At 71.3% G+C, this 26,246-nt stretch carries 24 protein-coding genes and 1 pseudogene; 10 read left to right on the top strand and 15 right to left on the bottom strand.

What is annotated here, in order from left to right; all coding sequences use genetic code 11:
- Window positions 1-33: 33 nt before the first annotated feature.
- Together OG257_RS21345 and OG257_RS21340 are read left to right on the top strand one after the other, a co-directional pair.
- On the top strand, window positions 34-528 hold the full coding sequence (locus OG257_RS21345; protein ID WP_014155500.1) for an inorganic diphosphatase: 495 nt from the start codon (window positions 34-36) through the stop codon (window positions 526-528).
- Between the two features lie 200 nt (window positions 529-728).
- On the top strand, window positions 729-2,441 hold the full coding sequence (locus OG257_RS21340) for a threonine/serine exporter family protein (RefSeq protein WP_329209742.1): 1,713 nt from the start codon (window positions 729-731) through the stop codon (window positions 2,439-2,441).
- 306 nt (window positions 2,442-2,747) lie between these two features.
- Here the strand turns inward: OG257_RS21340 and OG257_RS21335 are convergent.
- Window positions 2,748-3,443, bottom strand: a pseudogene (locus tag OG257_RS21335) (DedA family protein); the annotation flags it as partial.
- 147 nt (window positions 3,444-3,590) lie between these two features.
- On the opposite strand from OG257_RS21335, the gene OG257_RS21330 reads away from it, so the two are divergent.
- The 3 genes from OG257_RS21330 to OG257_RS21320 are packed head-to-tail and all read left to right on the top strand — an operon-like array spanning window position 3,591 to window position 6,072.
- A complete protein-coding gene (locus tag OG257_RS21330) occupies window positions 3,591-3,956 on the top strand; it encodes a YbjQ family protein (RefSeq protein ID WP_329209740.1) in 366 nt (121 codons plus the stop codon).
- Window positions 3,957-4,011: 55 nt separating this feature from the next.
- Window positions 4,012-4,635 carry an NAD(P)H:quinone oxidoreductase gene (wrbA, locus tag OG257_RS21325; RefSeq protein ID WP_329209737.1) on the top strand — a complete coding sequence of 208 codons (624 nt, stop codon included), beginning with the start codon at window positions 4,012-4,014 and terminating at the stop codon, window positions 4,633-4,635.
- Between the two features lie 15 nt (window positions 4,636-4,650).
- Window positions 4,651-6,072: a glutamate decarboxylase gene (locus OG257_RS21320; RefSeq protein WP_329209735.1), complete on the top strand. Its 1,422-nt coding sequence runs from the start codon at window positions 4,651-4,653 to the stop codon at window positions 6,070-6,072.
- 13 nt (window positions 6,073-6,085) lie between these two features.
- Here the strand turns inward: OG257_RS21320 and OG257_RS21315 are convergent, their stop codons facing one another.
- From OG257_RS21315 to OG257_RS21290, 6 genes are all read right to left on the bottom strand, one after another.
- On the bottom strand, window positions 6,086-6,892 hold the full coding sequence (locus OG257_RS21315) for an ABC transporter permease (protein WP_329209733.1): 807 nt from the start codon (window positions 6,890-6,892) through the stop codon (window positions 6,086-6,088).
- Window positions 6,889-7,851: an ATP-binding cassette domain-containing protein gene (locus OG257_RS21310; protein ID WP_329209731.1), complete on the bottom strand. Its 963-nt coding sequence runs from the start codon at window positions 7,849-7,851 to the stop codon at window positions 6,889-6,891. Before OG257_RS21310 ends, OG257_RS21315 begins: the two co-directional genes overlap by 4 nt.
- A gap of 84 nt (window positions 7,852-7,935) precedes the next feature.
- Window positions 7,936-8,577: a PadR family transcriptional regulator gene (locus OG257_RS21305; RefSeq protein WP_329209729.1), complete on the bottom strand. Its 642-nt coding sequence runs from the start codon at window positions 8,575-8,577 to the stop codon at window positions 7,936-7,938.
- Window positions 8,578-8,595: 18 nt separating this feature from the next.
- On the bottom strand, window positions 8,596-9,147 hold the full coding sequence (locus OG257_RS21300) for a DinB family protein (RefSeq protein ID WP_329209727.1): 552 nt from the start codon (window positions 9,145-9,147) through the stop codon (window positions 8,596-8,598).
- Window positions 9,148-9,236: 89 nt separating this feature from the next.
- Window positions 9,237-10,694 carry an aldehyde dehydrogenase family protein gene (locus tag OG257_RS21295; RefSeq protein ID WP_329209725.1) on the bottom strand — a complete coding sequence of 486 codons (1,458 nt, stop codon included), beginning with the start codon at window positions 10,692-10,694 and terminating at the stop codon, window positions 9,237-9,239.
- A gap of 54 nt (window positions 10,695-10,748) precedes the next feature.
- Window positions 10,749-11,630 carry a helix-turn-helix domain-containing protein gene (locus tag OG257_RS21290; protein ID WP_329209723.1) on the bottom strand — a complete coding sequence of 294 codons (882 nt, stop codon included), beginning with the start codon at window positions 11,628-11,630 and terminating at the stop codon, window positions 10,749-10,751.
- Window positions 11,631-11,951: 321 nt separating this feature from the next.
- On the opposite strand from OG257_RS21290, the gene OG257_RS21285 reads away from it, so the two are divergent.
- Complete coding sequence (locus tag OG257_RS21285; RefSeq protein WP_329209721.1) at window positions 11,952-12,545, top strand: ATP-binding protein; 594 nt, start codon at window positions 11,952-11,954, stop codon at window positions 12,543-12,545.
- A gap of 23 nt (window positions 12,546-12,568) precedes the next feature.
- On the opposite strand, the gene OG257_RS21280 is transcribed toward OG257_RS21285, so the two are convergent.
- Entirely contained in the window at window positions 12,569-12,811 is a 243-nt protein-coding gene (locus OG257_RS21280; protein WP_056793446.1) for a DUF397 domain-containing protein, read from the bottom strand.
- Between the two features lie 255 nt (window positions 12,812-13,066).
- Between OG257_RS21280 and OG257_RS21275 the strand changes: the two genes are divergently transcribed.
- Window positions 13,067-13,555, top strand: coding sequence for a hypothetical protein (locus tag OG257_RS21275; protein ID WP_329209719.1), 489 nt, complete (start codon window positions 13,067-13,069; stop codon window positions 13,553-13,555).
- Window positions 13,556-13,623: 68 nt separating this feature from the next.
- Here OG257_RS21275 and OG257_RS21270 read toward each other — a convergent pair whose 3' ends face one another.
- Genes OG257_RS21270 through OG257_RS21260 form a run of 3 tightly spaced genes read right to left on the bottom strand, consistent with a single transcriptional unit; the run spans window position 13,624 to window position 17,948 of the window.
- A complete protein-coding gene (locus OG257_RS21270) occupies window positions 13,624-15,720 on the bottom strand; it encodes an FUSC family protein (protein ID WP_329209717.1) in 2,097 nt (698 codons plus the stop codon).
- A 56-nt stretch (window positions 15,721-15,776) separates the two neighbouring features.
- Window positions 15,777-16,958: a DUF2786 domain-containing protein gene (locus tag OG257_RS21265; RefSeq protein ID WP_329209715.1), complete on the bottom strand. Its 1,182-nt coding sequence runs from the start codon at window positions 16,956-16,958 to the stop codon at window positions 15,777-15,779.
- Between the two features lie 60 nt (window positions 16,959-17,018).
- Window positions 17,019-17,948, bottom strand: coding sequence for an NADP-dependent oxidoreductase (locus tag OG257_RS21260; protein ID WP_329209712.1), 930 nt, complete (start codon window positions 17,946-17,948; stop codon window positions 17,019-17,021).
- Between the two features lie 143 nt (window positions 17,949-18,091).
- Here OG257_RS21260 and OG257_RS21255 point away from each other — a divergent pair, with 143 nt between their 5' ends.
- Window positions 18,092-19,798, top strand: a complete 1,707-nt coding sequence (locus OG257_RS21255; protein WP_329209710.1) for a bifunctional 3'-5' exonuclease/DNA polymerase — start codon at window positions 18,092-18,094, stop codon at window positions 19,796-19,798.
- Between the two features lie 90 nt (window positions 19,799-19,888).
- On the opposite strand, the gene OG257_RS21250 is transcribed toward OG257_RS21255, so the two are convergent.
- A complete protein-coding gene (locus OG257_RS21250) occupies window positions 19,889-20,725 on the bottom strand; it encodes a carbohydrate-binding protein (protein ID WP_329209708.1) in 837 nt (278 codons plus the stop codon).
- An 87-nt stretch (window positions 20,726-20,812) separates the two neighbouring features.
- The gene (locus OG257_RS21245) at window positions 20,813-22,192 is read right to left on the bottom strand and encodes an alpha-lytic protease prodomain-containing protein (protein WP_329209706.1); all 1,380 of its coding nucleotides are present in this window, start codon (window positions 22,190-22,192) and stop codon (window positions 20,813-20,815) included.
- Between the two features lie 198 nt (window positions 22,193-22,390).
- Here OG257_RS21245 and OG257_RS21240 point away from each other — a divergent pair, with 198 nt between their 5' ends.
- Complete coding sequence (locus OG257_RS21240; protein ID WP_329209704.1) at window positions 22,391-23,464, top strand: DUF2804 domain-containing protein; 1,074 nt, start codon at window positions 22,391-22,393, stop codon at window positions 23,462-23,464.
- A gap of 36 nt (window positions 23,465-23,500) precedes the next feature.
- Window positions 23,501-24,181 (top strand): phosphotransferase, encoded by a 681-nt coding sequence (locus tag OG257_RS21235; RefSeq protein ID WP_329209702.1) that lies wholly within the window; start codon window positions 23,501-23,503, stop codon window positions 24,179-24,181.
- A 33-nt stretch (window positions 24,182-24,214) separates the two neighbouring features.
- On the opposite strand, the gene OG257_RS21230 is transcribed toward OG257_RS21235, so the two are convergent.
- Both OG257_RS21230 and OG257_RS21225 read right to left on the bottom strand, forming a co-directional pair.
- The gene (locus OG257_RS21230) at window positions 24,215-24,859 is read right to left on the bottom strand and encodes a response regulator transcription factor (protein ID WP_329209700.1); all 645 of its coding nucleotides are present in this window, start codon (window positions 24,857-24,859) and stop codon (window positions 24,215-24,217) included.
- Between the two features lie 7 nt (window positions 24,860-24,866).
- The gene (locus OG257_RS21225) at window positions 24,867-26,156 is read right to left on the bottom strand and encodes a sensor histidine kinase (RefSeq protein WP_329209698.1); all 1,290 of its coding nucleotides are present in this window, start codon (window positions 26,154-26,156) and stop codon (window positions 24,867-24,869) included.
- Between the last annotated feature and the right edge of the window lie 90 nt (window positions 26,157-26,246).

Here is a 26,246-nt window from a genome sequence, read left to right as displayed (position 1 = left end):
CAGTCGTATGTGTTGATCATGGAGGAGCCACCCGTGGAGTTCGACGTCGTTATCGAGATCCCGAAGGGTTCGCGGAACAAGTACGAGGTGGATCACGAGACCGGCCGGATCCGCCTGGACCGTCGACTCTTCACCTCGACCAGCTACCCGGCGGACTACGGTTTCGTCGAGAACACCCTCGGCGAGGACGGCGACCCGCTGGACGCGCTGGTCATCCTGGAGGAGCCGACCTTCCCCGGCTGCCTCATCAAGTGCCGCGCGATCGGCATGTTCCGGATGACCGACGAGGCCGGCGGCGACGACAAGCTGCTGTGCGTCCCGGCCTCCGACCCCCGGGTGGAGCACCTGCGCGACATCCACCACGTGTCGGAGTTCGACCGCCTGGAGATCCAGCACTTCTTCGAGGTCTACAAGGACCTGGAGCCCGGCAAGTCCGTCGAGGGCGCCGACTGGGTCGGCCGCACCGAGGCCGAGGCCGAGATCGAGGCCTCCTACAAGCGCCTCGAGGCGCAGGGCGGCGCGCACTGACGTGATCCTTCCGGTTCCGCTTCCGGGCGGAGCCGAACGGATCGCGGCGCATCGGGCCGACCGGCCCCGCTGACCGTACGAGGAATGGGCGGCGCACCTTTCACCGGTGCGCCGCCCTTTCGCGTGACGGCCCATGTCCGTGCCCATACTGGGCAGAAGCGCAGCCGGGGACACGCGCAGCCGAGGAGGAACGAGGTCGAGTGGTGGCGGAACAGGGCGGTCCGGAGGACCAGAAGCCCCAGTCCGACGAGGCGCACAGTGCCTTCGTCCCACCTGCCGGGGTGGATCAGCCTTCGCCCCCGTCGGAGGACGACCACCCCACATCGGAATTCGCCCTTCCGGCCGGTCTGCACACCGATCCGTCGGCGCCCCAGGGACCGGGCCAGGGTTCCGCTTCCGGCCCGGGCGGCAGTGCCGCCGAGGCCCTGAGTTCCGCCTTCGTCCCACCGAGCGGGTACAACGCGCAGCATCAGCCGCCCGCCTTCACTCCGGCGCACGGCATTCCCATGGTCCGGCTGACCAAGGAAGCCCCTTGGCAGGACCGCATGCGCACGATGCTGCGGATGCCCGTGACCGAGCGTCCGGCACCCGAGAGCGTGCAGAGGACCGACGATTCGGGCCCCGCGGTCCCCCGCGTGCTCGACCTGACGCTGCGTATCGGGGAGCTGCTCCTCGCGGGTGGCGAGGGTGCCGAGGACGTCGAGGCGGCCATGTTCGCGGTGACGCGCTCGTACGGTCTCGACCGGTGCGAGCCGACGGTCACCTTCACCCTGCTGTCCATCTCGCACCAGCCGTCGCTGGTCGAGGATCCCGTGACGGCGAGCCGTACCGTACGCCGCCGGGGTACCGACTACACCCGGCTGGCCGCCGTCTTCCAGCTGATCGACGACATCACCACCGCGGAACACGTCGAGGTCTCGCTGGAGGAGGCCTACCGGCGCCTCGCCGAGATCCGCCGTAACCGGCACCCGTACTCGGGCTGGGTGCTGACAGCCTCGGCCGGCCTGCTCGCCGGTTCGGCATCGGTGCTGGTCGGCGGTGGTGTGCTGGTCTTCATCGTGGCAGCGGCCGGCGCGATGCTCGGGGACCGGCTGGCCTGGCTCTGCGCCGGCCGCGGGCTGCCCGAGTTCTACCAGTTCATGGCCGCGGCCATGCCGCCCGCCGCGATGGGTATCGCGCTGACCCTCACCCATTCGACCGATGTCCGCCCGTCCGCGGTGATCACCGGTGGGCTGTTCGCACTGCTGCCGGGGCGTGCCCTGGTGGCGGGAGTGCAGGACGGCCTGACCGGCTACTACATCACCGCGGGTGCCCGGCTGCTCGAAGTCATGTACTTCTTCATCGGCATCGTCGCCGGTGTGCTGCTGATGCTCTATCTGGGTGTCCAGCTCGGTGCCGAGCTGAACCCGGAAGCACAGTTCGTGCCCAACGACCGGCCGGTGCTGCAGATCCTGGCCTCGATGGCCCTCAGCCTGGCCTTCGCCATCCTGCTCCAGCAGGAGCGCTCGACGGTGCTCGCCGTGACCCTCAACGGTGGCGTGGCCTGGATCATCTACGGGGCGATGGCCCGTACCGGCGGCATCTCGCCCGTGGCGGCGACGGCGGTGGCGGCCGGCCTGGTCGGGCTGTTCGGCCAGCTGTTCTCCCGCTACCGGTACACGTCGTCGCTGCCGTTCATCACGGCGGCGATCGGCCCGCTGCTGCCGGGCTCCGCGACGTACTTCGGTCTGCTGGGTGTGGCCCAGAACGAGCTGGACACCGGGCTCGCCTCGCTCTCCACCGCGGTGGCGACGGCGCTGGCCATCGCCATCGGGGTGAATCTCGGAGGCGAGATCTCCCGGCTGTTCATGCGGGTACCGGGAGCGGTCGAGGGGCCGACCCGCCGGGCGGCCAAGCGGACACGCGGCTTCTGATACGCGAACGGCGCCCTGTCCCGTAACGGGATCAGGGCGCCGTGCACCTCGCCGGACGCGCGGTCAGCGCCTGGCGTGCCGCCCGCGCTGGCCGGACGCGCCGCCCTGCCCGTTGCCCGGACCGCTGCCCGGGCCGTTGTCGTACGGACCCGCGCCGGGGCCACCGTTGTACGGGCCGTTGCCCGGGCCGCTGTACGGACCCGCATCGGGACCGCCACGGTAGGGACCGCTGTCCGGTCCGCCATACGGGCCGTTGTCCGGTCCGCCGCCGTACGGGCCGTTGTCCGGTCCGCCGTACGGGCCGTTGCCGTAGGGGCCCGCGCCGGGGCCGTCGTCGGAGGGGCCCCGGTCCTCGCGCCGGGCCTCCGCCGCGGCCTCCTTCTTGGACCTGCTGCGGGCACGCAGGAACTCGATCGCGATCGGGACCACCGAGATCAGCACGATCAGGATGAGGATCAGTTCGATGTGCTCGTGCACGAAGTCGATCTTGCCGAGAGCGGCGCCGAGCACCGTGACCCCGACGCCCCAGAGGATGCCGCCGATGATGTTGAACGTGATGAACGAGCGGTAGTTCATCCGGCTCACACCGGCGATGATCGGCGTGAAGGTCCGGACGACGGGGACGAAGCGGGCCAGCACCAGCGACTTCGGTCCGTACTTCTCGAAGAACTCGTGGGCCTTCTCCACGTTCTCCTGTTTGAAGAGACGGGAGTCCGGGCGCCTGAAGAGGGCGGGGCCCACCTTGCGGCCGAAGAGGTAGCCGACCTGGTCACCGATGATCGCCGCCAGGGCCACCAGGGTGCACACCAGCCAGAGCGGGTACTTCAGGTCGCCGGTGGTCACCAGCAGACCCGTGGTGAACAGCAGGGAGTCGCCCGGCAGGAAGAAGCCGATCAGCAGCCCGGACTCGGCGAAGACGATGAGCAGGAGGCCGGGAAGCCCGAACGTGTTGAGCAGGTAATCCGGGTCCAGCCAGCTCGGGCCGAGCGCAAGCGTATTCAAGGGTCCGGGCTCCAGGATCGATCGATGGCGGCTGCGTGGCCGTTCCAAAGCTACCAACGCTGCGGAGCGCCTCTGGGTTCCAGTGGCGTAAGCAGGGATGCGTGCGGCACGAACCAGGGCAAAGCTGTCCTCAGGAGGTGCCACCCCATGGGCATTGAGGACTACGGCGGCGGACAGACGGCCCAGGCGGACGTGCTCGTCGTCACCACGAATGACGTACCCGGCCACCAGGTGACGCAAGTCATCGGCGAGGTCTTCGGACTCACCGTCCGCTCCCGCCATCTCGGCAGCCAGATCGGCGCGGGGCTGAAGTCGATGATCGGCGGCGAGCTGAAAGGGCTGACCAAGACCCTGGTCGAGACCCGCAACCAGGCGATGGAGCGGCTCGTCGAGCAGGCCAGGGCACGCGGTGCCAACGCGGTGCTGATGATGCGGTTCGACGTGAGCGAGGCGGCCGACGTGGGCACGGAGGTCTGCGCCTACGGAACCGCGGCCGTGATCAGCAAAACCTGACCGGCCGCACCCGCGCCCCCGCTCGCCCCCGACCCGCTTCCCGGAGGTTCCCCGCATGCCCACGTCGGTCAACGTCGCCGTCATCTACTACTCCTCGACCGGCACCGTCGCCGCGATCGCCCGGGCCATCGCCAAGGACGCCGAGAACGCCGGCGCCCAGGTACGGCTGCGCAGAGCCGCCGAGCTCGCCCCGCAGGCCGCCATCGACTCCAACCCGGCGTGGGCCGCGAACGCCGAGGCGACGGCAGACATCCCCGAGGTCTCGCCGGACGACATGCTCTGGGCGGACGCGGTGATCCTCGGCACACCCACCCGGTTCGGCAACGTCACCGCCCAGCTCAAGCAGTTCCTCGACACCCTGGGCGGCCTCTGGCAGGCGGGAAAGCTCGCCGACAAGGTCTACAGCGGCTTCACCTCCACCAGCACGGCCCACGGAGGCCAGGAGTCCACGCTGCTCGCGCTCTACAACACCGTCCACCACTTCGGCGGCATCCTCGTCGCCCCCGGCTACACGGACCCGTCGAAGTTCGTCGACGGCAATCCGTACGGCACCTCGCACGTCGCGGGGCAGGGTGACATCCCGGTCGGTGAGCAGACCCTGACCGCGGCCAGGGTCCAGGCCGAACGCGTCGTGAAGTTCACCCGGGCCCTCAAGGCCGGACTCGCGGCCGAGAACTGAGAGGGATTTCCACAGGTGGCTCTCCACAAGGGTTCCCACGACAAGGTCCCGTCCGAGCAGCAGCGAAGGCTCGCCCTCAACCCCTTCTTCGGGGAGGCGGACCCCACCGCCCCGATGGACACCGCGCCGCCCAGGCACCAGCTGCCGGACGGTCCGCTGCCGCCCTCGACCGCGTACCGGCTCGTCCACGACGAGCTGATGCTCGACGGCAACTCCCGGCTGAACCTCGCCACGTTCGTCACCACCTGGATGGAGCCCCAGGCCGATGTGCTGATGAGCGAGTGCCGCGACAAGAACATGATCGACAAGGACGAGTACCCCCGCACCGCCGAACTGGAACGGCGCTGTGTGGCGATGCTCGCCGACCTCTGGCACGCCCCGGACCCGGCGACCGCCGTGGGCTGCTCGACCACCGGTTCCAGCGAGGCCTGCATGCTGGCCGGGATGGCGCTCAAGCGGCGCTGGGCGGCAAGGAACAAGGACCGCTACCCGGCGACCGCACGGCCCAATCTGGTGATGGGCGTCAATGTGCAGGTCTGCTGGGACAAATTCTGTACGTTCTGGGAGGTCGAGCCGCGGCAGGTCCCCATGGAGGGCGAGCGCTTCCATCTGGACCCGCAGGCGGCCGCCGATCTCTGCGACGAGAACACCATCGGCGTGGTGGGCATCCTCGGCTCCACCTTCGACGGTTCGTACGAGCCGATCGCCGAGCTCTGTGCCGCGCTGGACGATCTCCAGGAGCGCACCGGGCTCGACATCCCCGTCCATGTGGACGGGGCGTCCGGGGGAATGGTGGCGCCCTTCCTCGACAAGGACCTGGTGTGGGACTTCCGGCTGCCCCGGGTCTCCTCGATCAACACCTCCGGACACAAGTACGGTCTGGTCTACCCGGGGGTCGGCTGGGCCCTGTGGCGCTCACCGGCCGAACTGCCCGAGGACCTCGTCTTCCGCGTCAACTACCTGGGCGGCGACATGCCGACCTTCGCCCTGAACTTCTCCCGGCCCGGCGCGCAGGTGGTGGCCCAGTACTACACGTTCCTGCGGCTGGGCCGGGAGGGCTACCGGGCGGTTCAGCAGGCGTCCCGGGATGTGGCACGCGGGCTGGCCAAGGAGTTCGAGGCGCTGGACGGCCTCCGGCTCCTCACCCGGGGCGACCAACTGCCGGTGTTCACCGTGACGACGGAGCCCGGGGTGGACGCGTACGACGTCTTCGACGTGTCGAGGCGGCTGCGTGAGCACGGCTGGCTGGTGCCCGCGTACACCTTCCCCGCCAACCGCCAGGACCTGTCGGTGCTGCGGGTGGTGTGCCGCAACGGGTTCTCCTCGGACCTCGCGGAGCTGCTCATCGAGGACATGCGCAGACTCCTGCCCGAACTGCGCAGCCAGTCGGGACCGTTGAGCCGCAAGCACGGGACGCAGTCCGGCTTCCACCACTGAGTGAAGGCGCCGGTCAGCGGCTGAGCCGGGCGAACTTCCCTACAGCCAACGGGAGGAACAGGGCGGTCAGTGCCACCGGCCAGACCACCGCCAGCAGTTCGGCGTGTTCGGCAGCCCAGGATCCCCCGGCCCCGCCCGGGTTGCCGAACAGGTCGCGCACGGCCGTCGCCGTGGCCGACATCGGGTTCCATTCGACGACCGCGCCCAGCCAGCCCGGCATCGACTCCGGCGACGCGAAGACGTTGGAGAGGAAGCCGATCGGCCAGACCAGGATCTGCACCGCCTGCACCATCTCCGGCTTCCCCGCGACCATCGCCAGGTGGATGCCGATCCACAGCATCGCGAACCGCAGGAGGAGCAGCAGCCCCACCGCTCCCAGCGCGGCGGCCGGCCCGTTGTGCCAGCGCCAGCCGACCGCGTAGCCCACACCGATCATCACGGCGAGCGCGGCCACCGACTGGAGCATGTCCGCGACGCTCCGCCCGACCAGGACCGTGCCGGAGACCATCGGCATGGAGCGGAACCGGTCGATGACCCCCTTGTTGAGGTCCTGGGTGACGGCGAGCATCGTCCCCTCCAGGCCGAAGGCCATGGTGAGCGCGAGCATGCCGGGCACCAGGAACTCGGTGTTGTCCCCGTTGACGCCCTGGCCGCCGCCGACCAGGTAGTTGAACATCAGGAGCAGCATCACCGGGAAGACCAGGCCGACGACCATCTGCACCGGCTGCCGCGCCCAGTGCGCCAGTTCGCGCCGGGTCATCGTCCAGGAGTCGGTGAGCGCCCAGCCGATGGCGCTCCCTCCCGCCGTCGCCGTACTCATACCGCCACCGCCGCATCCGTTGCCATGTGCATCGCCTCGTCCGTCCCGGTGAGGGACAGGAACACCTCGTCGAGCGTCGGGCGGCGCACCGCGATGTCCTCCGCCTCGATGCCCGCCTCCTCCAGCGCCCGTACCGTCCGGGTCAGTGCCGCCATCCGGTCCGGGGCCGGGGCGCTGAGCAGCCGCCGGTCCTCGTCCACGCTCACGCCCTCCCCCAGGAGTCGCGCGGCGGCACCGAGCAGGGTCACGTCGTGGACGACCACATCGATCCGGTCCCCGCCGACCATCGCCTTGAGCTGGTCGGCCGTCCCTTCCGCGATGGCCCTGCCCTTGTCGATCACCGAGATCCGGTCGGCCAGCTGGTCCGCCTCCTCCAGATACTGCGTGGTCAGCAGTACGGTCGTGCCGCCCGCGGCCAGCGAGCGCACCGCACTCCACACCTCGGTCCGGCCGCGCGGGTCGAGTCCGGTCGTGGGCTCGTCCAGGAAGAGCACCTCCGGATCCGTGATCAGGGACGCGGCCAGGTCGAGGCGGCGGCGCATGCCTCCGCTGTACTGCTTGACCGCCTTGCGTCCGGTGTCCGCGAGCCCGAACCGGTCGAGGAGCTCGTCGGCCCGCGCGCCGGCCCGGCGTGCGCCCAGGTGGTACAGCCGGCCGAACATCTCCAGGTTCTGCCGGCCGCCCAGTTCCTCGTCGACGGCGGCGTTCTGCCCGAGCAGCCCGATCCTCCGGCGGATCTCGGCGGCCTTGTCCCGCACGTCGAACCCCGCCACCTCGGCCCGGCCCTCGTCGGGCCTCAGCAGGGTCGACAGGATGCGTACGGCGGTGGTCTTGCCCGCCCCGTTGGGGCCGAGCACTCCGTGTACGGCGCCGCTGCGGACGGTGAGGTCCAGTCCGTCCAGGGCCCGCTTCTCCCCGTACCGCTTGTGAAGTCCTTCGACGACGATCGCGTCGCTCACGCTCCCACCAGCCCTCCGGATCACGTAGTCAAACTTGACTAGCTCGTCGAAGGTAAGTCATCCGACCGCATTCGTCAAACTTGATTAGACGGAGTCCCCCGGGTCGGGAACCCCTGTCGCGTACGGGTTCTCCTGCCCCTCGGACAGCACCCCGACGAAGGGCTCCCCCTCGCCCGCGAAGGTGTACGCCCCGCCCTCGATCCGCTCGATCAGACCGCGGGTCCACTCGGCTCCCGCGTCCGCCGAGTGGACCCACAGATTCATGATCTCGCCGATGTGCCCGAGCGACTCGGGGCCGTCCGCCGGCGTGTAGTACTCCGTGACCGAGGCCCGCCAGCCCTCGATGGCGGCGATGCGCTCACGCAGCAGGGCGACCGCCTCGGACCGCTCGAGGTCGACGATGAAGCCGATGCCCGCGGAGAGCACGTCCATGCCCTGGTCGTACGACGTGAGCGCCGCGCGCAGCAGGGAGAGGAATTCCTCGGTGCCCTGCTCGGTGATCTCGTACTCGGTACGGGGCGGGCCACCGGCCGTGGAGGGGGCGGTCTCGTGCGCGAGGAGCAGGCCCTGCTTCGCCATCTGCTTCAGCGCGTGGTAGATCGAACCCGGCTTGGCGTTGGACCACTCGTGCGCGCCCCAGAACTCGAGGTCGTTGCGGACCTGATAGCCGTGCGCGCGGCCGTGCTGACGTACCGCACCGAGGACCAGCAGCCGGATCGCGGACATACCACCCACCCTTTGTATTCAACTTTGACTAGGGTAGCCCGCCTCCTCGGCGACCAGCTGGAGGGCGGTCCTGCCGTCCAGCGATTCGCGGATGATGTCGGCGTGACCCGCGTGGCGTGCGATCTCCTCGACGAGATGGACCAGCAGCCAGCGCATCGAGCAGCGCTCGTCCTTCGGGTACCAGGGCGCCTCGGGAAGCGGAAAGGTGTCGTTCATGCTGTCGACCCCGTGGATGAAGGCCTCGGTCTCCGCAGCGACCTTCGACCAGAACTCGACCACCTGCGGAACCGTCTCGTCACCCACGAGACGGAAGCTGTCGGCCCAGGTCTCCGCGTCGCGCTGGCGCTCGTTCGGCAGCTGCTGGGCCATCCGCAGCCAGTTCAGCTCCGTCTCGGCCACGTGCTTGACCAGCCCGGACAGGGAGAGCTCGCTGACACTGGGCCGGCTTGCCGCCTGCTCCTCGGTGAGCCCCAGAACGGAGCGCCGGACCGCGCCGCGCTGCGCCTCGACGAAGGCCAGGAGCGCACCGCGCTCGTCGCCGGGGGCCTCTGAGGGAACGTGAGTGACCATGATGTCTGCCTTCGGTGGTACGTGACGGTATTGCCTACCCCGTCAACGTACGGACCGATCAGGCCGGCCTCTGTCCCCAACCCGCGGTGTCAGAAGGGAAAAACCGTTCGCCCGTACTGGATCGAGATCCACCTCTGGGTGGTGAAGGCCTCCACGACGGCCTCCCCGTTCAGCCGTCCCATGCCGGACATCTTCTCGCCCCCGAACGCGACCAGCGGATCGTCCTGCACGGTGGCGTCGTTGACGTGGAACATCCCGCTCGTGATGCGCCGGGCGAACCGCACCCCGCGCTCCGCGTCCGCCGTGTGCACCGCGCCGCTCAGCCCGTAGGGACTGTCGTTGACGATCCGTACCGCCTCGTCCTCGCCGTCGAACGGCACGAGCAGCGCGACCGGGCCGAATATCTCCTGCTCGAGCAGCGGCGAGTCGTCGGGCAGGCCGGTCAGCACGGTGGGCTCGACGAGACTGCCGCGGGTACGGCCCCGTACGAGCGCGGTCGCTCCCGCCGCGAGCGCCTCGTCGACCAGCGTCTTGAGCGCGTCGGCCTGGAACTCGCTGATGACCGGGCCGATGCGGGTGTCCGGGTCGCGCGGGTCGCCCGTCGTGAGCGCGGCCACCGCCGCGGTGAACCTCTCGGTGAACTCCCGCTCGACCGACCGGTCGACCAGGATGCGGTTGGCGGCCATGCTGACCTGCCCCTGGTACAGGAAGCGACTGAAGACGGCCGCGCGGACCGCGTAGTCGATGTCCGCGTCCTCCAGCACCACCAGGGCGCTGTTGCCGCTCAGTTCGAGGATGGCCTTCTTGAAGAGTCCGGCCGCGGTGGCCGCGACGTGGCGCCCGACCCGGTCCGAGCCGGTGAACGAGATCACCCTGGGTACGGGGTGCTCGATGAACGCGTCGCCGATCTCCGCGCTGTCGGTGATCACGATGTTGAGCAGCCCGGCCGGCAGCCCGGCGTCCTCGAAGATCTTGGCGACCAGCCCTCCGCCGACGACCGGGGCGCTCTGGTGGGGCTTCACCACCACCGCGTTGCCGAGCGCGAGAGCGGGGGCGACGGTCTTCATCGTCACCAGGAAGGGGAAGTTGAAGGCGCTGATCACGCCTATGACACCGACAGGCAGCCGGTAGACCCGGTTCTCCTTGCTGTCGGCGACCGAGGGCAGCAGCCGCGCCGAGGGGCGGAGCGTCTGGCGGACGGCCTCGCGCAGGAACTCCTGGGCGGCATCGACCTCGTACTCGGCCTTGAACCGCGTGCCGCCGAGCTCGTCGATGATCGCCTCGACGATGTCGTTCCTGCGCTCACCTATCAGGCGTACGGCGCTTTCGAGAACGGCCCTGCGCTCGTACGCCGTGGCCGCCGCCCACCCGGTCTGGGCGCGCTCGGCAGCCCGGTAGGCGCGGTCGACCTCCGCCGCGGTGGCCACCGTGATGGCCCCGAGCTTTTCGCCGTTGTAGGGATTGAAATCAATGATGTCCCACGAGCCGCTGCCGGTCAGCCACTCGCCGTCGATGTACTGGTGGGCCAGTTCATTGAAGAAGGACATGCAATCCCTTACTGCAGGCGCAGACTCCTGTCGGTAGTCCATCGTACGTGTGAATCACGTCAGTTGAAGGAGACCGCGAAGGAGATCCCGGCTCTCTTCGGGCCCGGGGCTCTCCGCGTGCAGCCGCGCCATGGCCTTTTCGTACTGGGCGACTTCCTCGGCCTTGTCCAGATAGAGCGCACTTGTCAGCTGCTCCAAATAGACAATGTCCGACAGGTCGGATTCCGGGAAGCTCAGCATGGTGAATGCGCCGCTCTCACCCGCATGGCCGCCGAAACTGAAGGGCATCACCTGAAGCGTGATGTTCGGCTGTTCCGACATGTCGATCAGATGCCGCAACTGGGCGCGCATCACGTCGCGCTCGCCGTAAGGGCGGCGCAGCGCCGCCTCGTCGAGCACGGCGTGGAAGCGGGGCGCCCGCTCGGAGACGAGCACCTTCTGGCGCGCCAGCCGCAGCGCGACCCGGCGGTCGATCTCCGCCGCGGGAGCACCGCGCATGCCGCGCGAGACGACGGCATGGGCGTACGCCTCGGTCTGCAACAGGCCGTGGACGAACTGGACTTCGTAGATCCGGATGAGCGAGGCCGCCCCCTCCAGACCGATATACGTCTGGAACCAGCCGGGCAGCACATCGCCGTAACTGTGCCACCAGCCCGCCACATTGGCCTCACGGGCCAGACCGAGGAGGGAGTCCCGCTCCGCCTCGTCCGTGACTCCGTACAGCGTGAGCAGGTCCTCGACGTCCCTGGCCTTGAAGCTCACCCGTCCCAACTCCATGCGGCTGATCTTCGATTCGGAGGCGCGGATGGAGTAGCCGGCCGCCTCACGGGTGATGCCGCGCGACTCGCGCAGGCGCCTGAGCTGTGAGCCCAGCAGGATGCGCCGCACCACAGATCCACTCGACTCGCCTGCCGGCACTGGTCCAACCCTCCCCATCGCTTCCCGGACTCCGGGGTCCCCCCGAACCCCGGAGCCGGATTCTGCCACCAAAACGCTTCAGCCCGTACTCATTCGATTACGGAAATGGCAAGAGTTCGGGAAAGCTCCGAAACTTGATGCCGGAAGAAATGAGTAAGAACCGGCACGCTACCGGGCAGGTCCGGCGCGTGCACGTGCATCTGCCCTTGCATCTGCCGTGCGCATTCGGAACCATGGTCCTCGCGCACCTGCGTGCTCGTTCGTGTTGTGCCGCTGTACCCCGCAGTACCGCTACAACCAGCAGTGCCGCTACAGCCGCGAATCCCGGGAGTGCCTCGCATGGGGACGAATGGATCGACGATGCTCGAGCCGTTACGGCAGGGGCTTCCACCCATCGACCCCTCGGCGGTCGCGGGTTCGGCCTCCTGCGCGTTGCCGGCCCGGTTCGAAGCGGTGGGCGGCGCGCGAAAGTTCACCCGTACGACTCTGACCTCGTGGGATCTCGGCGACCACTTCGACGATGTCGCCCTGGTCGTCTCCGAGCTGGTCACCAACGCGCTGCGGCACGCCCTTCCCGCCGACCTCGCGCGTGAGCGCCAGGACACGTCCGTACGGCTGCACCTCATGCGCTGGACCTCACGGCTGGTGTGCGCGGTGCGCGATCCCAGCGACAAGAGCCCGGTGGCGGGCGAAGCCGCGGACTCGGCCGAATCGGGCCGGGGTCTCTTCCTCGTGGAGTCGTTCAGCGACGGCTGGGGCTGGCACCCCTCCCCCGTGCTGGCCGGCGAGCAGCAGACGGCCGGCGCGCGCCGCGGCAAGGTGGTCTGGGCACTGTTCCGGCTGTCGGACAGGACCGCGGCGGACGGTGCGGTTCCGGAGTGCCCGCGCCTCGACAGCGCGGTGCCGGCCGAGGCAATTCCCGACAGCGTGTAGGCAGGGCGGCGGAAGCGACGCTTTCAGCCGCCCGTCGCCAGATGGTCGAACTCCCCGTCCTTGACGCCCAGCAGCAGCGCCTCTATCTCGGCCGGCGTATAGACCAGGGCCGGCCCGTCGGGGTGGCGCGAGTTGCGCATCGCCACATTCCCGCCGGGCAGTTTCGCGAACTCCACGCAGGACCCCTGGGAGTTGCTGTGTCTGCTCTTCTGCCAGACGACTCCGCGAAGCTCTGTGGCCGCCATGCCGTTGTACACGTGGTGCACAGGACGCTCCCCGAGTTGCAAGGTGCAAGTGTCAACTAGCTCGGATCATAGCTGTGTTCATATGCCAATGCATGAGCAGATGCACGTGCACGGGGGGTATGCGCGCGATTACAGCTTTCCCGGCCGACCGGGGCACCCCGCTGAGGGAGAGACGAACGGCACGCCTATTTGGCTCCCTCTTCCGGAAGTTGTTCAGTTTTCCCCTGGTAGCTTGGCGCGGACTTTTGACCGCGAATCAACAAGGGGGAACTCCACATGGACAGGCTCGTACGTTCCGGCGCCGTCCTGGCCGCCGGCCTCGTCGCCGCTCTCACGCTGACCGCGTGCGGCAGCGGGGACGACAGCGGCAAGGCCAAGGACTCCGGCACGGGATCGGACGCCGGGCAGAGCGCGTCACCCGGCGCCGGCAGCGAGGAAAGCGGCGCCCCGGGTGCCGAGGCGGCCGCGCTGGACGGTACGTGGGCGGGTCTGTCCGACGGCAAGGCCGTCGCCCTTTCCGTCGCCTCGGGCAAGGTGGCGCTCGTCGCCGACCAGCATGTCTGCCAGGGTGATGTGAAGGACATGGGCGAGGTGATGCTCGCGCTGACGTGCACCGACGGGAACAAGGACCGCACCATGGGGTCCATCGAGTCCAACGACGGCAAGACGCTCGTCGTCTCCTGGGACGCCGGAGCCAAGGACACCCTGACGAAGACCGATCCCGGCAAGCTGCCGACCGGTCTGCCGGACGTCCCCGCCCCCTGACGCACCGCCGGCCCCGGATCCTGCCGGGCGGCCTTCGATCGCCCGGTCGGACGTCGCCCGGCCGGCTCTCACACCCTGCGCTTGCCCTTGGGGAGGTCCAGGCCCCGCGAGAACTCCTCCAGGGCGTCGAGCAGCATGGCGGCTCCGCTGCGCACGAAGGCGTTGGGCGGGGGCACCGCCTCCGGGTGGCCCTCCGGCCTGTCCCAGCCCGCGAGTACCTGGCGCACCGGTTCCCAGTCCGGCACACGGCGCTCCCGCACCGCCTTCGCGCCCTGTTCGGAGACCCGCCGCAGCGTGGCCGCCAGGTCCGCCGCCCCCGGCACCGGGGTGGCCGTACCGGGTGGCAGATGGGCCTCCATCAGCATCGTGACCCTGCCGAACTGGGCAAGGGCGTGCTGCGCCTCGTCGGCGGAGAGGCGGGAGATGCCGCGGTGGCGTACGGGTTCGTGCCGGGCGGTCGCCAGCGCCTCCTGCCAGGCGATGCGCGCCTCACGGGTGGCGAGCAGCGCGTTCCGCACATCGGCGTCGCTCCGGGAAGCCGGATCGGCGTACCCGTCGAGGACGGTCGCCGCGTACCGCGCGTCCGTGATCAGCCAGCGGGCCAGCCGGTTGCGCAGCCGCGGGGTCTCCCAGGCCGGGAAGACGGCGTACGAGACCATCGCGAGCATGCCTCCGGCGAGCGTGAGGACCACCCGTTCGGTGACGGTCTGCGACCAGTCCTCCCCCGCCATTCCGAGCAGGAAGACCACGTAGGCGGAGACGCAGGCCTGGGCGACCGCGTATCCGCTGCGCATCAGCAGGTACATCAGCCACGCGCAGATCACCGCGAGGACCGCGGCGAGCGTCACGCCCGGCTCGACCGCCTGGACGAGGCCGGTGGCCAGGGCCACTCCGACGACGGTGCCGCCGAACCGGGCGACGGACCGTGAGTAGGTCTGCGAGAAGTCCGGGCGCATCGCCATCACTGCTGCCATCGGCGCCCAGTAGCCGTGCCCGAAGGGCAGTGCGGCGCCCAGCAGGAAGCCGAGGGTGGCGACCGCCGAGAGCCTGATGGCGTGCCGCAGGATCGGCGACTCCCTGCGCAGCTCGCGACGCATAGCCGTCAGCGCCACCGGGACGAGCCGCAGCAGGCTCTGGCGGCGCCGGGTGTCCGCGGCGTGCCCGGCCGGCTCACGGGTGCCGGCGCCCTCGGCGATCTCGATGACGTCCGCGAGCAGTGCGTCGAGCCGGTCGGCGGCGCGGCGCGGCGGCCCGGCCAGGATCACCTCGTTGTCGGGGGTCCCCAGGACCCCCAGGTCGGTGGCGGCGAGGTGGACGGGCTCCCCGTGCCGGACCGCTTGGGCCGCCGCGTCCAGTACGGATCCGGCCGCGCCGAGCAGCTCCCGCACCCAGACCCGCTCCAGCCCGTCGCCGGGCACTCCCAGTGCCGGGTCCGCCAGTGAGGCGAGGACCGGCCGCAGCCGCTCGGCGACGCCCCGGGCGCCGTGCAGTTCGACGGGGAGCCGGCGGGCCTCACGGGGGGTGATGGCGGCGGCGCTGCGGGCGGTCATCAGCGGTACGGGGTCGAAGGGCGCGACCGGATCGTGGCGCAGTCTGCGGGCGTAGTCGGCCTCGGCGGCGAGGGCGTCGGCGAGCGCGTCGCGCTGGGCGCCCCATCTGCGTACCGGGAACAGCACGATCATGGCCGCCTGGACCAGCCCGCCGAACGCCATCATCGCGGCGTGTGCGGCGGCTTCGGCGACGGAGCCGGGAAGGGTGATCGTGACCAGCATGATCGCGACGTTGGATCCCGCGAGGATGCCGGCCGTGGGTCCCACTGCCCAGGTCATCCCGGCGGCGAACGTCCAGAGTGCCAGCAGCGTCAGGAACACGGCGGGCTGGCTGACGCTCACGTAGCCGACGAACGTCGAGACGGCCAGGCTGCTGCCGGAGATCAGGGCGAGCACGGGCCGGGGGCGCCAGCTGCGCTCGAAGGTGGCGATCCCCGCCTGGAAGGCCCCGAAGGCGGAACTGGCCGCGATCACCGGGCCGAAGAAGGCGAGGGACAGCCCGACGACGAGGGCGAGGCCCGCGGCACCCCGCAGAGCGATCAGCGGTTCGAGACGCTGCCGCTCGATGCTCAGCCCCGAGCGAGCGGTCTCCTTCAGCGCCCGGAGCCAGCTCATGAGGGCGAGCCTAACCGCATTCCCGCGCAAGCCCGACTTATGCCGCTCCCTCGGTGTTATCTGTCGATTTCCGGCCCTCTGCCGCCCATCCTGGCCCGGTCCGCGGCGGCTGTGCCGTGGGTCCAGCCCTCGGCGTCCGTGACGCCGCGCACCCGGGAGGTGGTGGTCCGCGGGAACATCCGCTCCGCCGTGTCCGTGACCGCGACGTCCCGGGCCGCGAGGACGGGCAGCAGACCACCGCCGGGGGCGTCGCCGGGTTCACCCGCCGATCGGCTGCCGGCATCGGCCGCCGCCGTGACGCGTGCGGTGTCGTCGGCGAGCCGACTGCCCAGACGCTGGGCGTACGCCATCAGGAAGGATTGCCGGAAGGGCTTGGTCCGCTTGCGCCCGCCGGCCCTCTGCCCTGCCTCCGCCTTCGTCATCGCGGCCGTGCCCTGCACCAGCAGTGAGGTGAAGAGCAGCTCCACGGCCTCCAGGTCCGGTTCGAAGCCGACGACCGTGGTGAAGCCGAGATCGCTGTTCCACACGGCCCGGCAGCGGTTCGCGGAGGCGATCGAGTCGAGCAGGATCGCCTTCGCGCTCTCGTACGGGGCATCGACCCCGATCCGGCAGGCTCCCGGCGTACCGGAGCCGTGGGTACGGGCGGCGAGCAATGCCTCGTCGATGCTGTGCCGGGCCATCAGCTCCTGCGCCTTGGTGGTGAGCGCCTCCGCCTCCTCCGGGAAGCCGGTCGCCTCCGCCTTGGCGAGCAGGGCACGGATCCGGGTGAGCATCCGGGGTTCCCCGTGGGCGGGCGGCCGGTGGAGGTCGTCGGCGGCGGTGCCGGGCGGCGGGCCGACCGGCTCGATCACCGGCAGCCGCAGGAGGAGGCGGTACAGCTCCAGCAGCCCGGAAGCGTACGTGAAGCGGTCGGGCCGGTTGCGCGGCGCCGGGGCGGGCAGCCCGGCGAGCTGGTCGGCCCAGCGCGGCGGGAGCTGGCCGTAACGCGCCGTCTCCGCGGTGATCAGCGCGGCGACGAGCCCGGCCCCGGCCTCGTCCAGCTCGCGCCGGACGATCCGTACGACATCGGCGGGCTGCCAGCCGCGCGCCCAGGCACGCCGCAGGAACTCCTCGCCGCGCAGGTGCAGCGCGTCGTCGGCCGACGGATCGGCGGCGAGGAGGGAGGCCCCGGTGTCGAGTCCGGCGTCACCGTCCGAGTAGAGGGCCGTCGCGCATGCCTGGTCGATCACCGATTCCATCAGGTCAGGGTAGGCGGGACGGGGCGGCCGGGGCCGGTCGGCCCGGGGCCGCCGTGCCTCTCAGTGCGCCCCGGGGAGCAGCACGAGCTTTCCGCGTACGTGCCCCGCCTCGCTCAGCTCGTGCGCCCTCGCCGCATCACGGAGCGCGAACGTCTGCGCGACCGGAATCCGCAGCTCGCCGACCGCGGCCAGCGCCGCGTACTCCGCGAGGCGTTCGGCCTCGTCCTGACGTTCGCCACCGCCCGCGGAGAAGGCCACGCCGTACTTCGCCGCGTCCGCGTCGGCGATGGTGACGATCCGGTCGGCCGTGCCTCCGCGCAGCTCGACCGAGGCGGCCAGCGCACCCTTGCCCGCGGCGTCGAACACCGCGTCCACGCCCTGCGGCGCCACCGCGCGGACCCGTTCCACGAGCCCGTCCCCGTACTCCACAGGGATCGCGCCGAGCACCCGCAGGTAGTCGTGGTTGGCCGGCGATGCCGTCCCGATGACCGTGGCGCCCCGGGACGCGGCCAGCTGGACCCCGGCGGAACCCACCGCTCCGGCCGCTCCGTGCACCAGCAGGGTGTCGCCCTCGGTCACCGCGAGCTCGTCCAGCACCCGGGCGGCGGTCGCCGTCGCCACCGGCAGGGCCGCGGCCTCCTCCCAGCCCAGCTCGTCCGGCTTGGGCGCGACGGCGTCCGCGTCGGCCAGGGCGTGGGCGGCGTACGCGCCGGTGGCGCTCCGGCCGAGGACCTCGTCGCCGACCGAGAACCTCGTGACCCCCTCACCCGTCTCGTCGACGACACCGGCGAACTCACTGCCGGGTGTGGCGGGCAGCGGGGTGGGGAAGGCCGCCTCCATCCAGCCGTTGCGGATCTTGTAGTCGACCGGGTTGACCCCGGCGGCCCTGACCGCCACCCGGATCTGCCCGGGTCCTGCGTGGACGTCGTCGGTCCGGACAAGGCGCAGTACCTCCGGGCCGCCGAACTCCTCGTACACGATCGCTTCCATCACCTGTCTCCTCCGCACTTCGCCGCACGCCGGGACACGCGGCGCGTCCCTCACCGATACTCGCGGCTGACCCGCCCTCCCGCCCGGCGAGCCGGGCCCGCCGCACCCCTGTCGATGTCAGTGCCGGGTGCCAGACTCGGACCATGACCGAACGTTGGGCTCTGGCCACCGCGGAGGCGGGCGCCGCACTCCTGGTGCCGCTGGGGCGCGACGGCCTGCCCGCCGGACCGGTCGTCTCCGAGCCCGACCTCGTCGAGTCCGTCCGCTCCCGCCCCGACGTGTTCCGGTGGGTCTGGCGGTCGACCGCGGAGATCTACCCGAGGCTGCTCGCGGCGGGCGTGCGCGTCGAGCGCTGCTACGACATGGAGTGTGCCGAGCTGCTCCTGCTCGGCCACGAGGGGCGGCTCGGGGAGCCCCGCTCCGCCGCGGCCGCCTGGGCCCGGCTGCGGAACGCCGCGGTGCCGCCGGATCCGCCGGCCCGTTCCGCCGAGCCCGGTTCCCAGTCCTCCCTCTTCGAGCCGCAGTCCGGTACGGACGTGCCGTTCGAGGCGCTGCTCCAGGTGTACGCGGAGCAGCTGCGCCGCCACGACGCGACGGAGCATCCCGACAGGATGCGACTGCTCACGGCCTCCGAGTCGGCCGGCATGCTGGTCGCCGCCGAGATGAACAGGTCCGGGCTCCCCTGGCGGGCCGACGTGCACCGGGAGGTGCTCAACGGCCTGCTGGGCGAGCGCTACGCGGGCGGCGGCGAGCCCCGCAGGCTGGCCGAGCTGGCGGACGAGGTGTCGACCGCGTTCGGCAGACGGGTGCGCCCCGATCTTCCCGCCGATGTGGTGAAGGCCTTCGCGCAGGCCGGGATCAAGGTGAAGTCGACCCGGCGCTGGGAGCTGGAGGAGCTGGACCACCCGGCGGTCGAGCCGCTGATCCAGTACAAGAAGCTGTACCGCATCTGGACGGCCCACGGCTGGAGCTGGCTCCAGGACTGGGTCCGCGAGGGCCGCTTCCGCCCCGAGTACCAGCCGGGCGGCACCGTCAGCGGGCGCTGGACGACCAACGGCGGCGGCGCGCTGCAGATCCCCAAGGTGATACGGCAGGCGGTCGTCGCCGACGAGGGCTGGCGCCTGGTCGTGGCGGACGCCGATCAGATGGAGCCGCGGGTGCTGGCCGCGATCTCCCGCGACCCGGGGCTGATGGAGGTGGCCGGCCACGACGGCGACCTCTACAAGGCCCTGTCCGACCGGGCGTTCCAGGGCGACCGCGAGCACGCCAAACTCGCGCTGCTGAGCGCCGTGTACGGTCAGACCTCCGGCGACGGCCTCAAGAACCTGGCGGCGCTGAGACGACGGTTCCCGCACGCCGTCGCCTACGTCGACGACGCGGCGAAGGCGGGCGAGGAGGGCCGCCTCGTCCGTACGTGGCTGGGCCGGACGAGCCCGCCGGCGGCGGGGGCCGGCGAGGACGAGGAGGCGGGCATCCCGCAGGAGAGCGAGGAACCGCCGGCCGGGGAGAGCTCCGGCGAGTACGGGTTCGTCCCGGGGTACGCGTCGTCCAACACCCGGGCCCGTGGCCGCTTCACGCGCAATTTCGTCGTCCAGGGCAGCGCCGCGGACTGGGCGCTGCTGCTCCTGGCGGCGCTGCGGCAGACGCTGGCCACCGGTCGCATGCGGGCCGAGCTGGTCTTCTTCCAGCACGACGAGGTGATCGTGCACTGCCCTGCCGACGAGGCGCCCGGGGTGGTGGACGCGATCCGGGCGGCGGGGGAACTGGCCGGACGGATCGCGTTCGGTGAGACGCCGGTGCGGTTCCCGTTCACGACGGCTGTCGTCGAGCGGTACTCCGACGCCAAGTAGCGGCCGTTCCTGCCGGGCCGCCGGCTGTTCCCGGTGCAGGAAAGCCGGACGGCCAGGACCGGGATCCCGGTCCTGGCCTCTGCCGCGTATCTACCCGCGTTCCCACAGCGCGGGGACCCGCGGCGGTTCCCACCCGGCCATGGCCGAGTGTGCCTGGAGGCAGCGATAGGCCACACCGTCGTACGTGACGCCGTCCCCGGCACGGTAGGAGGTCCCGACCGCCCACGTACCGGGGGAGCCGGTCGGCGGGTCCGTCGGCGGATCGGTCGGATCCGGCTGCTGGTCGACGTCGAGTACGAAGTCGAACGTGCCCTGTCTCCCGGATCCGACGGTGCGGACGTTCATCAGCAGCGCCGGATCGTAGAGGGGATCCGTGCTGTTGCGCGGCTCACCGGGGAAGTACAGCTGGGTGGTCAGCACGGGCCGGCCGGGTGCCTGGGCCTTCACGTGGATGTGCCGGGTACGCCCCGGATACAGGCCCGCCACCACGGTGGTGAGCGTGAAGGAGCCGTCCGCACCGGTGAACTGGTGGCCGCGGAAGGCGAACCCCCGCATGTCGTACGCCCCGTTGGCGTCGGCCTGCCAGAAGTCGAGCAGCACTCCGGCGACCGGCCTGCAGGCCCGGCCGAAGACGTAACCGCTCACCGTGAGCGGGGTACCCGGGGTGCTCGGTGTCACCAGGACGGTACGCAGGGGTGAGGCGGGCTTGAAGTACGGGCCCTCCATTTGCGGCGGGGTCGGGTCGTCCCCGTCGTCGCAGGCGGGAGTGGGGGCCAAGGGGCTCCCTGCGGAACCGGTGTCACGGGCGAGAGCGACACCGCCGCCCGCGATCAGTGGGGCCGCGCTCGCGGCAACGGCCGCTTTCAGGAGGCTCTTGCGGCTGATCCGGCGGTCGCCGGGGGTGCCGTCGGGGGCTTCTGGAGTCATGGCTGATTCCTCGGAGTTCCTCTGAACGGGGAAGCGGAACGGGGAAGCGGATCGGGGGGGCGAGAGGACGGGCGTGGTGGCGCCGGATCAGAGGCGCTGCCAGAGCGCGGGCACGTTCGGCGGCTGCCAGCCCGCCTGGGCCTGGTGGCCCTGCAGGCAGCGGTAGCCGGCACCGCCGTACGTGACCGTGGCGCCGGCCGCGTAGGTGGTCCCTGCCGCCCAGGTGCCGCCCGGCTCGGTCGGCGGGTCCGTCGGGTCGGTGGGCGGGTCCGTCGGCGTACCGCTGGTCATCAGGGTCAGCCCGTAGACCTGGAGCGCGGCGTTGACCGGCTGGAAGTACGTCGTGCCGCCCGAGGAGCAGTTGCCGGAGCCGCCGGACGTGACCCCCTGGGCCTGGCTGCCGGAGATGAACGAGCCGCCGGAGTCGCCGGGTTCGGCGCACACACTCGTCCGGGTCACCGGGGAGATGGTCCCCTCGGGATAGGTGACGCTGGTGTTGCGCTGCTGGATCGTGCCGCAGTGCCAGCCGGTCGTCGATCCGGAGCGGCAGACCGAGGAGCCTTCGAGCATCTCGGTGGAACCGGCCACGGTCACGTCTCCCCGGCCGTATCCGTTGACCAGGGCGCGCGGGGTCCAGTTGGCGTTGGTGGCGACCCAGGCGTAGTCGCGGCCGGGGAAGGTGGAGGCCTGGAAGGAGCCCTGGGCCTGCTGGTTGACGCCGTTGGTCGTCGTTCCGGCCCTGCCGCAGTGCCCGGCGGTGACGAAACCGTTCTGTGTGCCGCGCTTCACCGGGAAGCCTATGGAGCAGCGGCCCGAGCCGTTCATGTAGTACGCGTCGCCGCCGCGCAGGTCCGCGAGGGCACGGGGCCGCTCGCCGGACCGGTTGACCTTCACCACGGAACGGGAGACCCCCGCGGCGGTGAGGAAGGTGTCCGCCGCGGAGGTGTCGGCCGCGTTGACGACGACCCGGTTGGTGCGCACATCGACGTACCAGGAAGGCACACCCTTGGGGGTGGCGTTCCGAGCCGCCTCGTCGAGGGCGGCCTTGGCTGCTTCGAGGCGGTCGAGGCTGTGGCCGACGACTTCGGCGTCGGCGCCGGCCCCGGTGATCCGGGCGGCTTCGGAGGCGTCGGTGGTGGCGACGGTGAGAGCCGCGCCGTCACCGCTCACCCGGGCTCCGGCGAAGCTGGCGCCGAGGGACTTCTCCAGCCCTGCGGCGATGGTGGCCGCCCGGTACTCGTTGCCGGTCCGGGCGGCTGCCTCGCCGGCGTCGAGGCCGAGGTCCCGCTGCAGGGCCTTGATCAGCCCGGGCGGGAGGGTGCCGGGTGCCTCGGCCCGGACGGTGGTGGTGGTGCCGGCCGGGTCCGCCGATGCGACACCGGTCAGGCCTGCGAGGGCGAGCGCGCCCACCGCCAGGGCGGCGGTACCTGCGGTGAGTGCGCGTCTGCGGAGCATGGTTCTCTCCACGTAACTCTCCTTGGGGTAAGGGATGTCGAGCCCTCGGGTGCAGGGCGCTGTGGGGGTGGGGAACTGCCGGAAACGTAGCCGCGTCACACGTCTGCCGAGGAGATCCCGTCCGCCCCCTCCCATCGCGTTATGGGGTGCCCGCGAGCGCGCCCCGAGCCGTACCGGAGTACGGTCCGGCGCCCGCTATAGGCTCCGCCCATGGCGACGCACGAGCACGAGATCACCGAGCCCGTCGACCTCTGCCTGCCCGACGGCAAGCTGAATCCGGCAGCGGTCGGCTGGTCCAGGCAGCCGCTACACCGGGCCAATCTGCGCGGCTGGGGCCGGACCAAGCGGTGGGAGTACTGGTGCGTGACCACGCCCACCCACCTGGTGGCGCTGACCGTGAGCGACCTCGACTTCCTGGCGCTGAACGCGGTCTACGTGCTGGAGTACGGGCCCCGGGGCCGCGAGTTCGAGTGCTCCTCGATCGTCCCCGCCGGCCGTGGGGTCCATCTGCCGGACACCGTCGCGGGGGCGCCGGGCTCCGAGGACGTGGTCGTCGGACCCGCCCGGCCGAGCGGCGGCAAGGTGCGGATCGAGATCCGCGACGAGAACGCCGGCACCCGGCTGCGGGCCCGCTGCCTGACCCGCGACCGGCTGCCGCTGGAAGTCGACATCCTCGTCTCGCGGCCGGCGGGGCACGAATCGCTCTCCGTCGTCGTGCCGTGGAGCGAACAGCGCTTCCAGTACACCTCCAAGCACACCGCGCTCCCCGCCGCGGGCCGGGTCCGTATCGGCTCCGAGATCCTGGAGTTCGGCGCGTCCCGGACGAAGAACGCGGCCGACAGCGACACCTGGGCCGTCCTGGACCACGGCCGGGGCCGCTGGCCGCGCGCGGTCGACTGGAACTGGGGTGCCGCGTCCGGCCGTACGGACGGGCGCACGCTGGGCCTCCAGTTCGGCGGCCGCTGGACGGCGGGGACGGTTTCCACCGAGAACGGCCTGTGCGTGGACGGCCGGCTCACCAAGATCGGCGAGGAGCTGGACTGGCACTGGTCCGCCTCCGATCCCCTCTCCCCCTGGACCGTCCGTACGGCGTCGTCCGGCCAGGTGGACCTGACGTTCACCCCGTTCCACAACCGGTCCACCCACACGGACGTCGGACTGATCGCCAACCGCACCGACCAGTGCTTCGGCCACTACAACGGCCGGGTCCGGACCGACGACGGCACCGAGATCGCCGTGACGCAGCTCCTCGGCTGGGCCGAGGATGTCCGTATGCGCTGGTGACTCCCCCTCGCGCGGCGGCCCGGGTAGGTTTCCCCCATGCACATAGGCCATCTTCTGGGCTCAGGACGCACCGCCGATGTGTACGCACTCGACGAGTCCTGGGTCCTTCGCCGCTACCGCGACGGCGCCGACGCCACCGCGGAGCTGGCCGTGATGTCGTACCTCTCGGCTTCCGGGTTCCCCGTCCCGCGCATCGGCCCGCCGTCCGGGACGGCACTGCCCACGGACCTGGTGATGCAGCGGCTGACCGGGCCGACCATGGCCGAGGCACTTCTGGCGGGCACGCTCACCGAGGCCGAGGGGGGCGAGCTGCTGGCACGGCTGCTGCGGGACCTGCACGCGATCCCGCCCCGGCTCTCCCAGGATCCCGAGGACCGGATCCTCCACCTGGATCTGCATCCGGAGAACGTGATGCTGACTCCGCAGGGCGCCGTGGTGATCGACTGGAGCACGGCCGGCGAGGGACCGCCCGCCCTGGACCGGGCGATGTCCTCGCTGATCCTGGCCCAGGTGTCGCTCGACCCGTCGTTCGCCGCCGGTGAGCGCGTCCGGGTCCTGCTCGCGACGATGCTGGCCCGGCTCGCGGACGACGGCGGTGTCCCCTCCTGCGCCCTGGTCCGCGCCACCGCACGGCGAGCGGCGGATCCTCGGCTCTCCGCGCGGGAGTCGGCGGTGCTGGACGAGGCGGCGGATCTGGTCTCTGCGCTCGCGGGCTGACGGGATCTCGCCGCGAGCCCGGCCTGATCCGAACTAGCCCCGGAGATAGGCCAGCACGGCCAGCACGCGGCGGTTCGTCGCGTCCGTCAGGGAGAGATCGAGCTTCGTGAGGATCGAGCCGAAGTGCTTGCTGACCGTGCCTTCGCTGACGGTCAGCGCCTCGGCGACCGAGGCGTTCGACCGGCCCTCGGCCATCAGGGCCAGCACCTCCTGCTCCCGCGCGGTGAGCCTGGACAGCGGGTCACGGCGGTGCCTGAGCAACTGCCGCACCACCTCCGGGTCGACGACGGTGCCACCGTCCGCGACCCGCTGGAGGGCATCGACGAACTCCTCGACGTTCCCGACGCGTTCCTTCAGCAGATAGCCCACGCCCCGGCCGTCGCAGGAGTCGAGCAGCTCCTCGGCGTAGGCCCGCTGGACGTACTGGCTGAGGACGAGGACGGGCAGCTGCGGGCGGGCCTCGCGCAGGGCGACCGCGGCTCGGAGCCCCTCGTCCGTGAAACCCGGCGGCATCCGCACATCCGTCACCACGATGTCCGGGGCGTGCGCGGTCACCGCTTCGGTGAGCTCGTCGGCGCTGCCGGCACCCGCCACCACCTGGTGGCCGAACCGCTCCAGCAGGCCGATGAGGCCCTCCCTCAGGAGCACACTGTCCTCGGCCAGCACGATACGCAGCATCAGACCCTCATTCGACCAGGTGGGCGGGGGAGCGGGGGACGTCCAGCCGGAACACTGTCGGCCCGCCGGGCGGGCTGGAGATTAGCAGTCGGCCGCCCACCACGGAGATGCGGTCGGCCACGCCCTGGAGGCCGCTGCCCCCCGCGGTCCCGGCCCCGCCCGATCCGTCGTCCCGGACCTCGACGGTCAGCTGTTCCCCGTCGGTCCGGCCCGTCACCTGCGCCCGGCTCGCCCCGCTGTGCTTGGCGACGTTCGCCAGTGCCTCGCAGACCGCGAAGTACACCGCGGTCTCCACCGCTTGCGGAAACCTGCCCGGAATCCCGAAGTCCACATCGACCGGCACGGCCGAGCGGTCGGCGATGTCCTCGACCGCGGCGGCCAGGCCCCGGTCGGTGAGCACCTGGGGGTGGATGCCCCGGATGAGTTCCCTGATCTCCACGAGGGCCACCCCCGCCTCCTCGTGCGCCTTGGCCAGCAGGCTGCCCAGCGGCTCGGCGGGAGCTTCGAGCCTGGCCAGTCCGAGCGTCATCGAGAGGGCGACGAGCCGCTGCTGGGCGCCGTCGTGCAGATCGCGTTCGATCCGGCGGCGCTCCGCCTCGAAGGCGTCGACGAGCCGCATCCGGGAGCGCCCCAGCTCCTCCAGCCGGCTGTCGAGTCCGCCGGGCCCTGCGGACAGCAGCGTCCGGGTCAGCGCGGCGCGCGCCGCGGCCGCCCACCCCAGCGGGTAGGCGAACAGCGGCAGCAGCACCAGCCCGAGGAGCGCCAGCGCGAACGCCTGCGGGTACGAATCGGCCAGCCAGAGCTTCATGACCCGCACCTCCTCCCCGCCGGTGACGGTGGCCATGACGACGGGCGTCGCCAACAGCCCGCCGCAGACGGCCAGTACGGCGCCGACCACCAGCCCCTCCAGGGGCCACAGCACGAAGGCGAACAGCAGCACGTACCCGAACTCCCGCCAGGTGGCCTGCTCCCGGAGCCGGGTGCGCAGCCAGGCCGTCAGGCCGGTGCGCGCGGGCGCCCGGTGCGGATCGCCGAGGGGAACGGGGTCGATGAGCCGCAGCCTGCGCCGTTCCACCGCGGCCACCGGAATGCCGATGAGGGCCAGCATCAGCAGGAGCAGGACGCCGACGAGTACGAGGGTCAGCGCGCTGCCCACCACGGCGAGCAGCACGACCGACGCGAGGAGGGCCGCACCGATCGGGACGCTGCTCAGCAGGTAGAGCGCCGCGCGCCAGGGCCGGCCGCCCAGGAGGTAGCGGCGCCGGCGAAGGGCCTGCCGGAGGGTGAGGGAGCTCATGAGCGCACGGTAGACAGCGCGGGCCGGACCCCACCACCCACCTGGCGGGTGGCCGGAGGTGGAGCTGGCTCCACCCCGCAGACTCCCCCT

The sequence above is a fragment of the Streptomyces sp. NBC_00683 genome, from assembly GCF_036226745.1.
Taxonomy (GTDB): Bacteria; Actinomycetota; Actinomycetes; order Streptomycetales; family Streptomycetaceae; genus Streptomyces.
This window is presented reverse-complemented; position numbering and strand designations above follow the sequence as displayed.

What these genes read in the sequence shown, in the direction of transcription:
- OG257_RS21330 (WP_329209740.1), top strand. Translation starts at nt 3,591, where the DNA reads ATGGGCATTGAGGACTACGGCGGCGGACAGACGGCCCAGGCGGACGTG.
- wrbA (WP_329209737.1), top strand. Translation starts at nt 4,012, where the DNA reads ATGCCCACGTCGGTCAACGTCGCCGTCATCTACTACTCCTCGACCGGC.
- OG257_RS21315 (WP_329209733.1), bottom strand. Translation starts at nt 6,892, where the DNA reads ATGAGTACGGCGACGGCGGGAGGGAGCGCCATCGGCTGGGCGCTCACC.
- OG257_RS21305 (WP_329209729.1), bottom strand. Translation starts at nt 8,577, where the DNA reads ATGTCCGCGATCCGGCTGCTGGTCCTCGGTGCGGTACGTCAGCACGGC.
- OG257_RS21300 (WP_329209727.1), bottom strand. Translation starts at nt 9,147, where the DNA reads ATGGTCACTCACGTTCCCTCAGAGGCCCCCGGCGACGAGCGCGGTGCG.
- OG257_RS21295 (WP_329209725.1), bottom strand. Translation starts at nt 10,694, where the DNA reads ATGTCCTTCTTCAATGAACTGGCCCACCAGTACATCGACGGCGAGTGG.
- OG257_RS21290 (WP_329209723.1), bottom strand. Translation starts at nt 11,630, where the DNA reads ATGGGGAGGGTTGGACCAGTGCCGGCAGGCGAGTCGAGTGGATCTGTG.
- OG257_RS21285 (WP_329209721.1), top strand. Translation starts at nt 11,952, where the DNA reads ATGGGGACGAATGGATCGACGATGCTCGAGCCGTTACGGCAGGGGCTT.
- OG257_RS21275 (WP_329209719.1), top strand. Translation starts at nt 13,067, where the DNA reads ATGGACAGGCTCGTACGTTCCGGCGCCGTCCTGGCCGCCGGCCTCGTC.
- OG257_RS21270 (WP_329209717.1), bottom strand. Translation starts at nt 15,720, where the DNA reads ATGAGCTGGCTCCGGGCGCTGAAGGAGACCGCTCGCTCGGGGCTGAGC.
- OG257_RS21265 (WP_329209715.1), bottom strand. Translation starts at nt 16,958, where the DNA reads ATGGAATCGGTGATCGACCAGGCATGCGCGACGGCCCTCTACTCGGAC.
- OG257_RS21260 (WP_329209712.1), bottom strand. Translation starts at nt 17,948, where the DNA reads ATGGAAGCGATCGTGTACGAGGAGTTCGGCGGCCCGGAGGTACTGCGC.
- OG257_RS21255 (WP_329209710.1), top strand. Translation starts at nt 18,092, where the DNA reads ATGACCGAACGTTGGGCTCTGGCCACCGCGGAGGCGGGCGCCGCACTC.
- OG257_RS21250 (WP_329209708.1), bottom strand. Translation starts at nt 20,725, where the DNA reads ATGACTCCAGAAGCCCCCGACGGCACCCCCGGCGACCGCCGGATCAGC.
- OG257_RS21240 (WP_329209704.1), top strand. Translation starts at nt 22,391, where the DNA reads ATGGCGACGCACGAGCACGAGATCACCGAGCCCGTCGACCTCTGCCTG.
- OG257_RS21235 (WP_329209702.1), top strand. Translation starts at nt 23,501, where the DNA reads ATGCACATAGGCCATCTTCTGGGCTCAGGACGCACCGCCGATGTGTAC.
- OG257_RS21230 (WP_329209700.1), bottom strand. Translation starts at nt 24,859, where the DNA reads ATGCTGCGTATCGTGCTGGCCGAGGACAGTGTGCTCCTGAGGGAGGGC.
- OG257_RS21225 (WP_329209698.1), bottom strand. Translation starts at nt 26,156, where the DNA reads ATGAGCTCCCTCACCCTCCGGCAGGCCCTTCGCCGGCGCCGCTACCTC.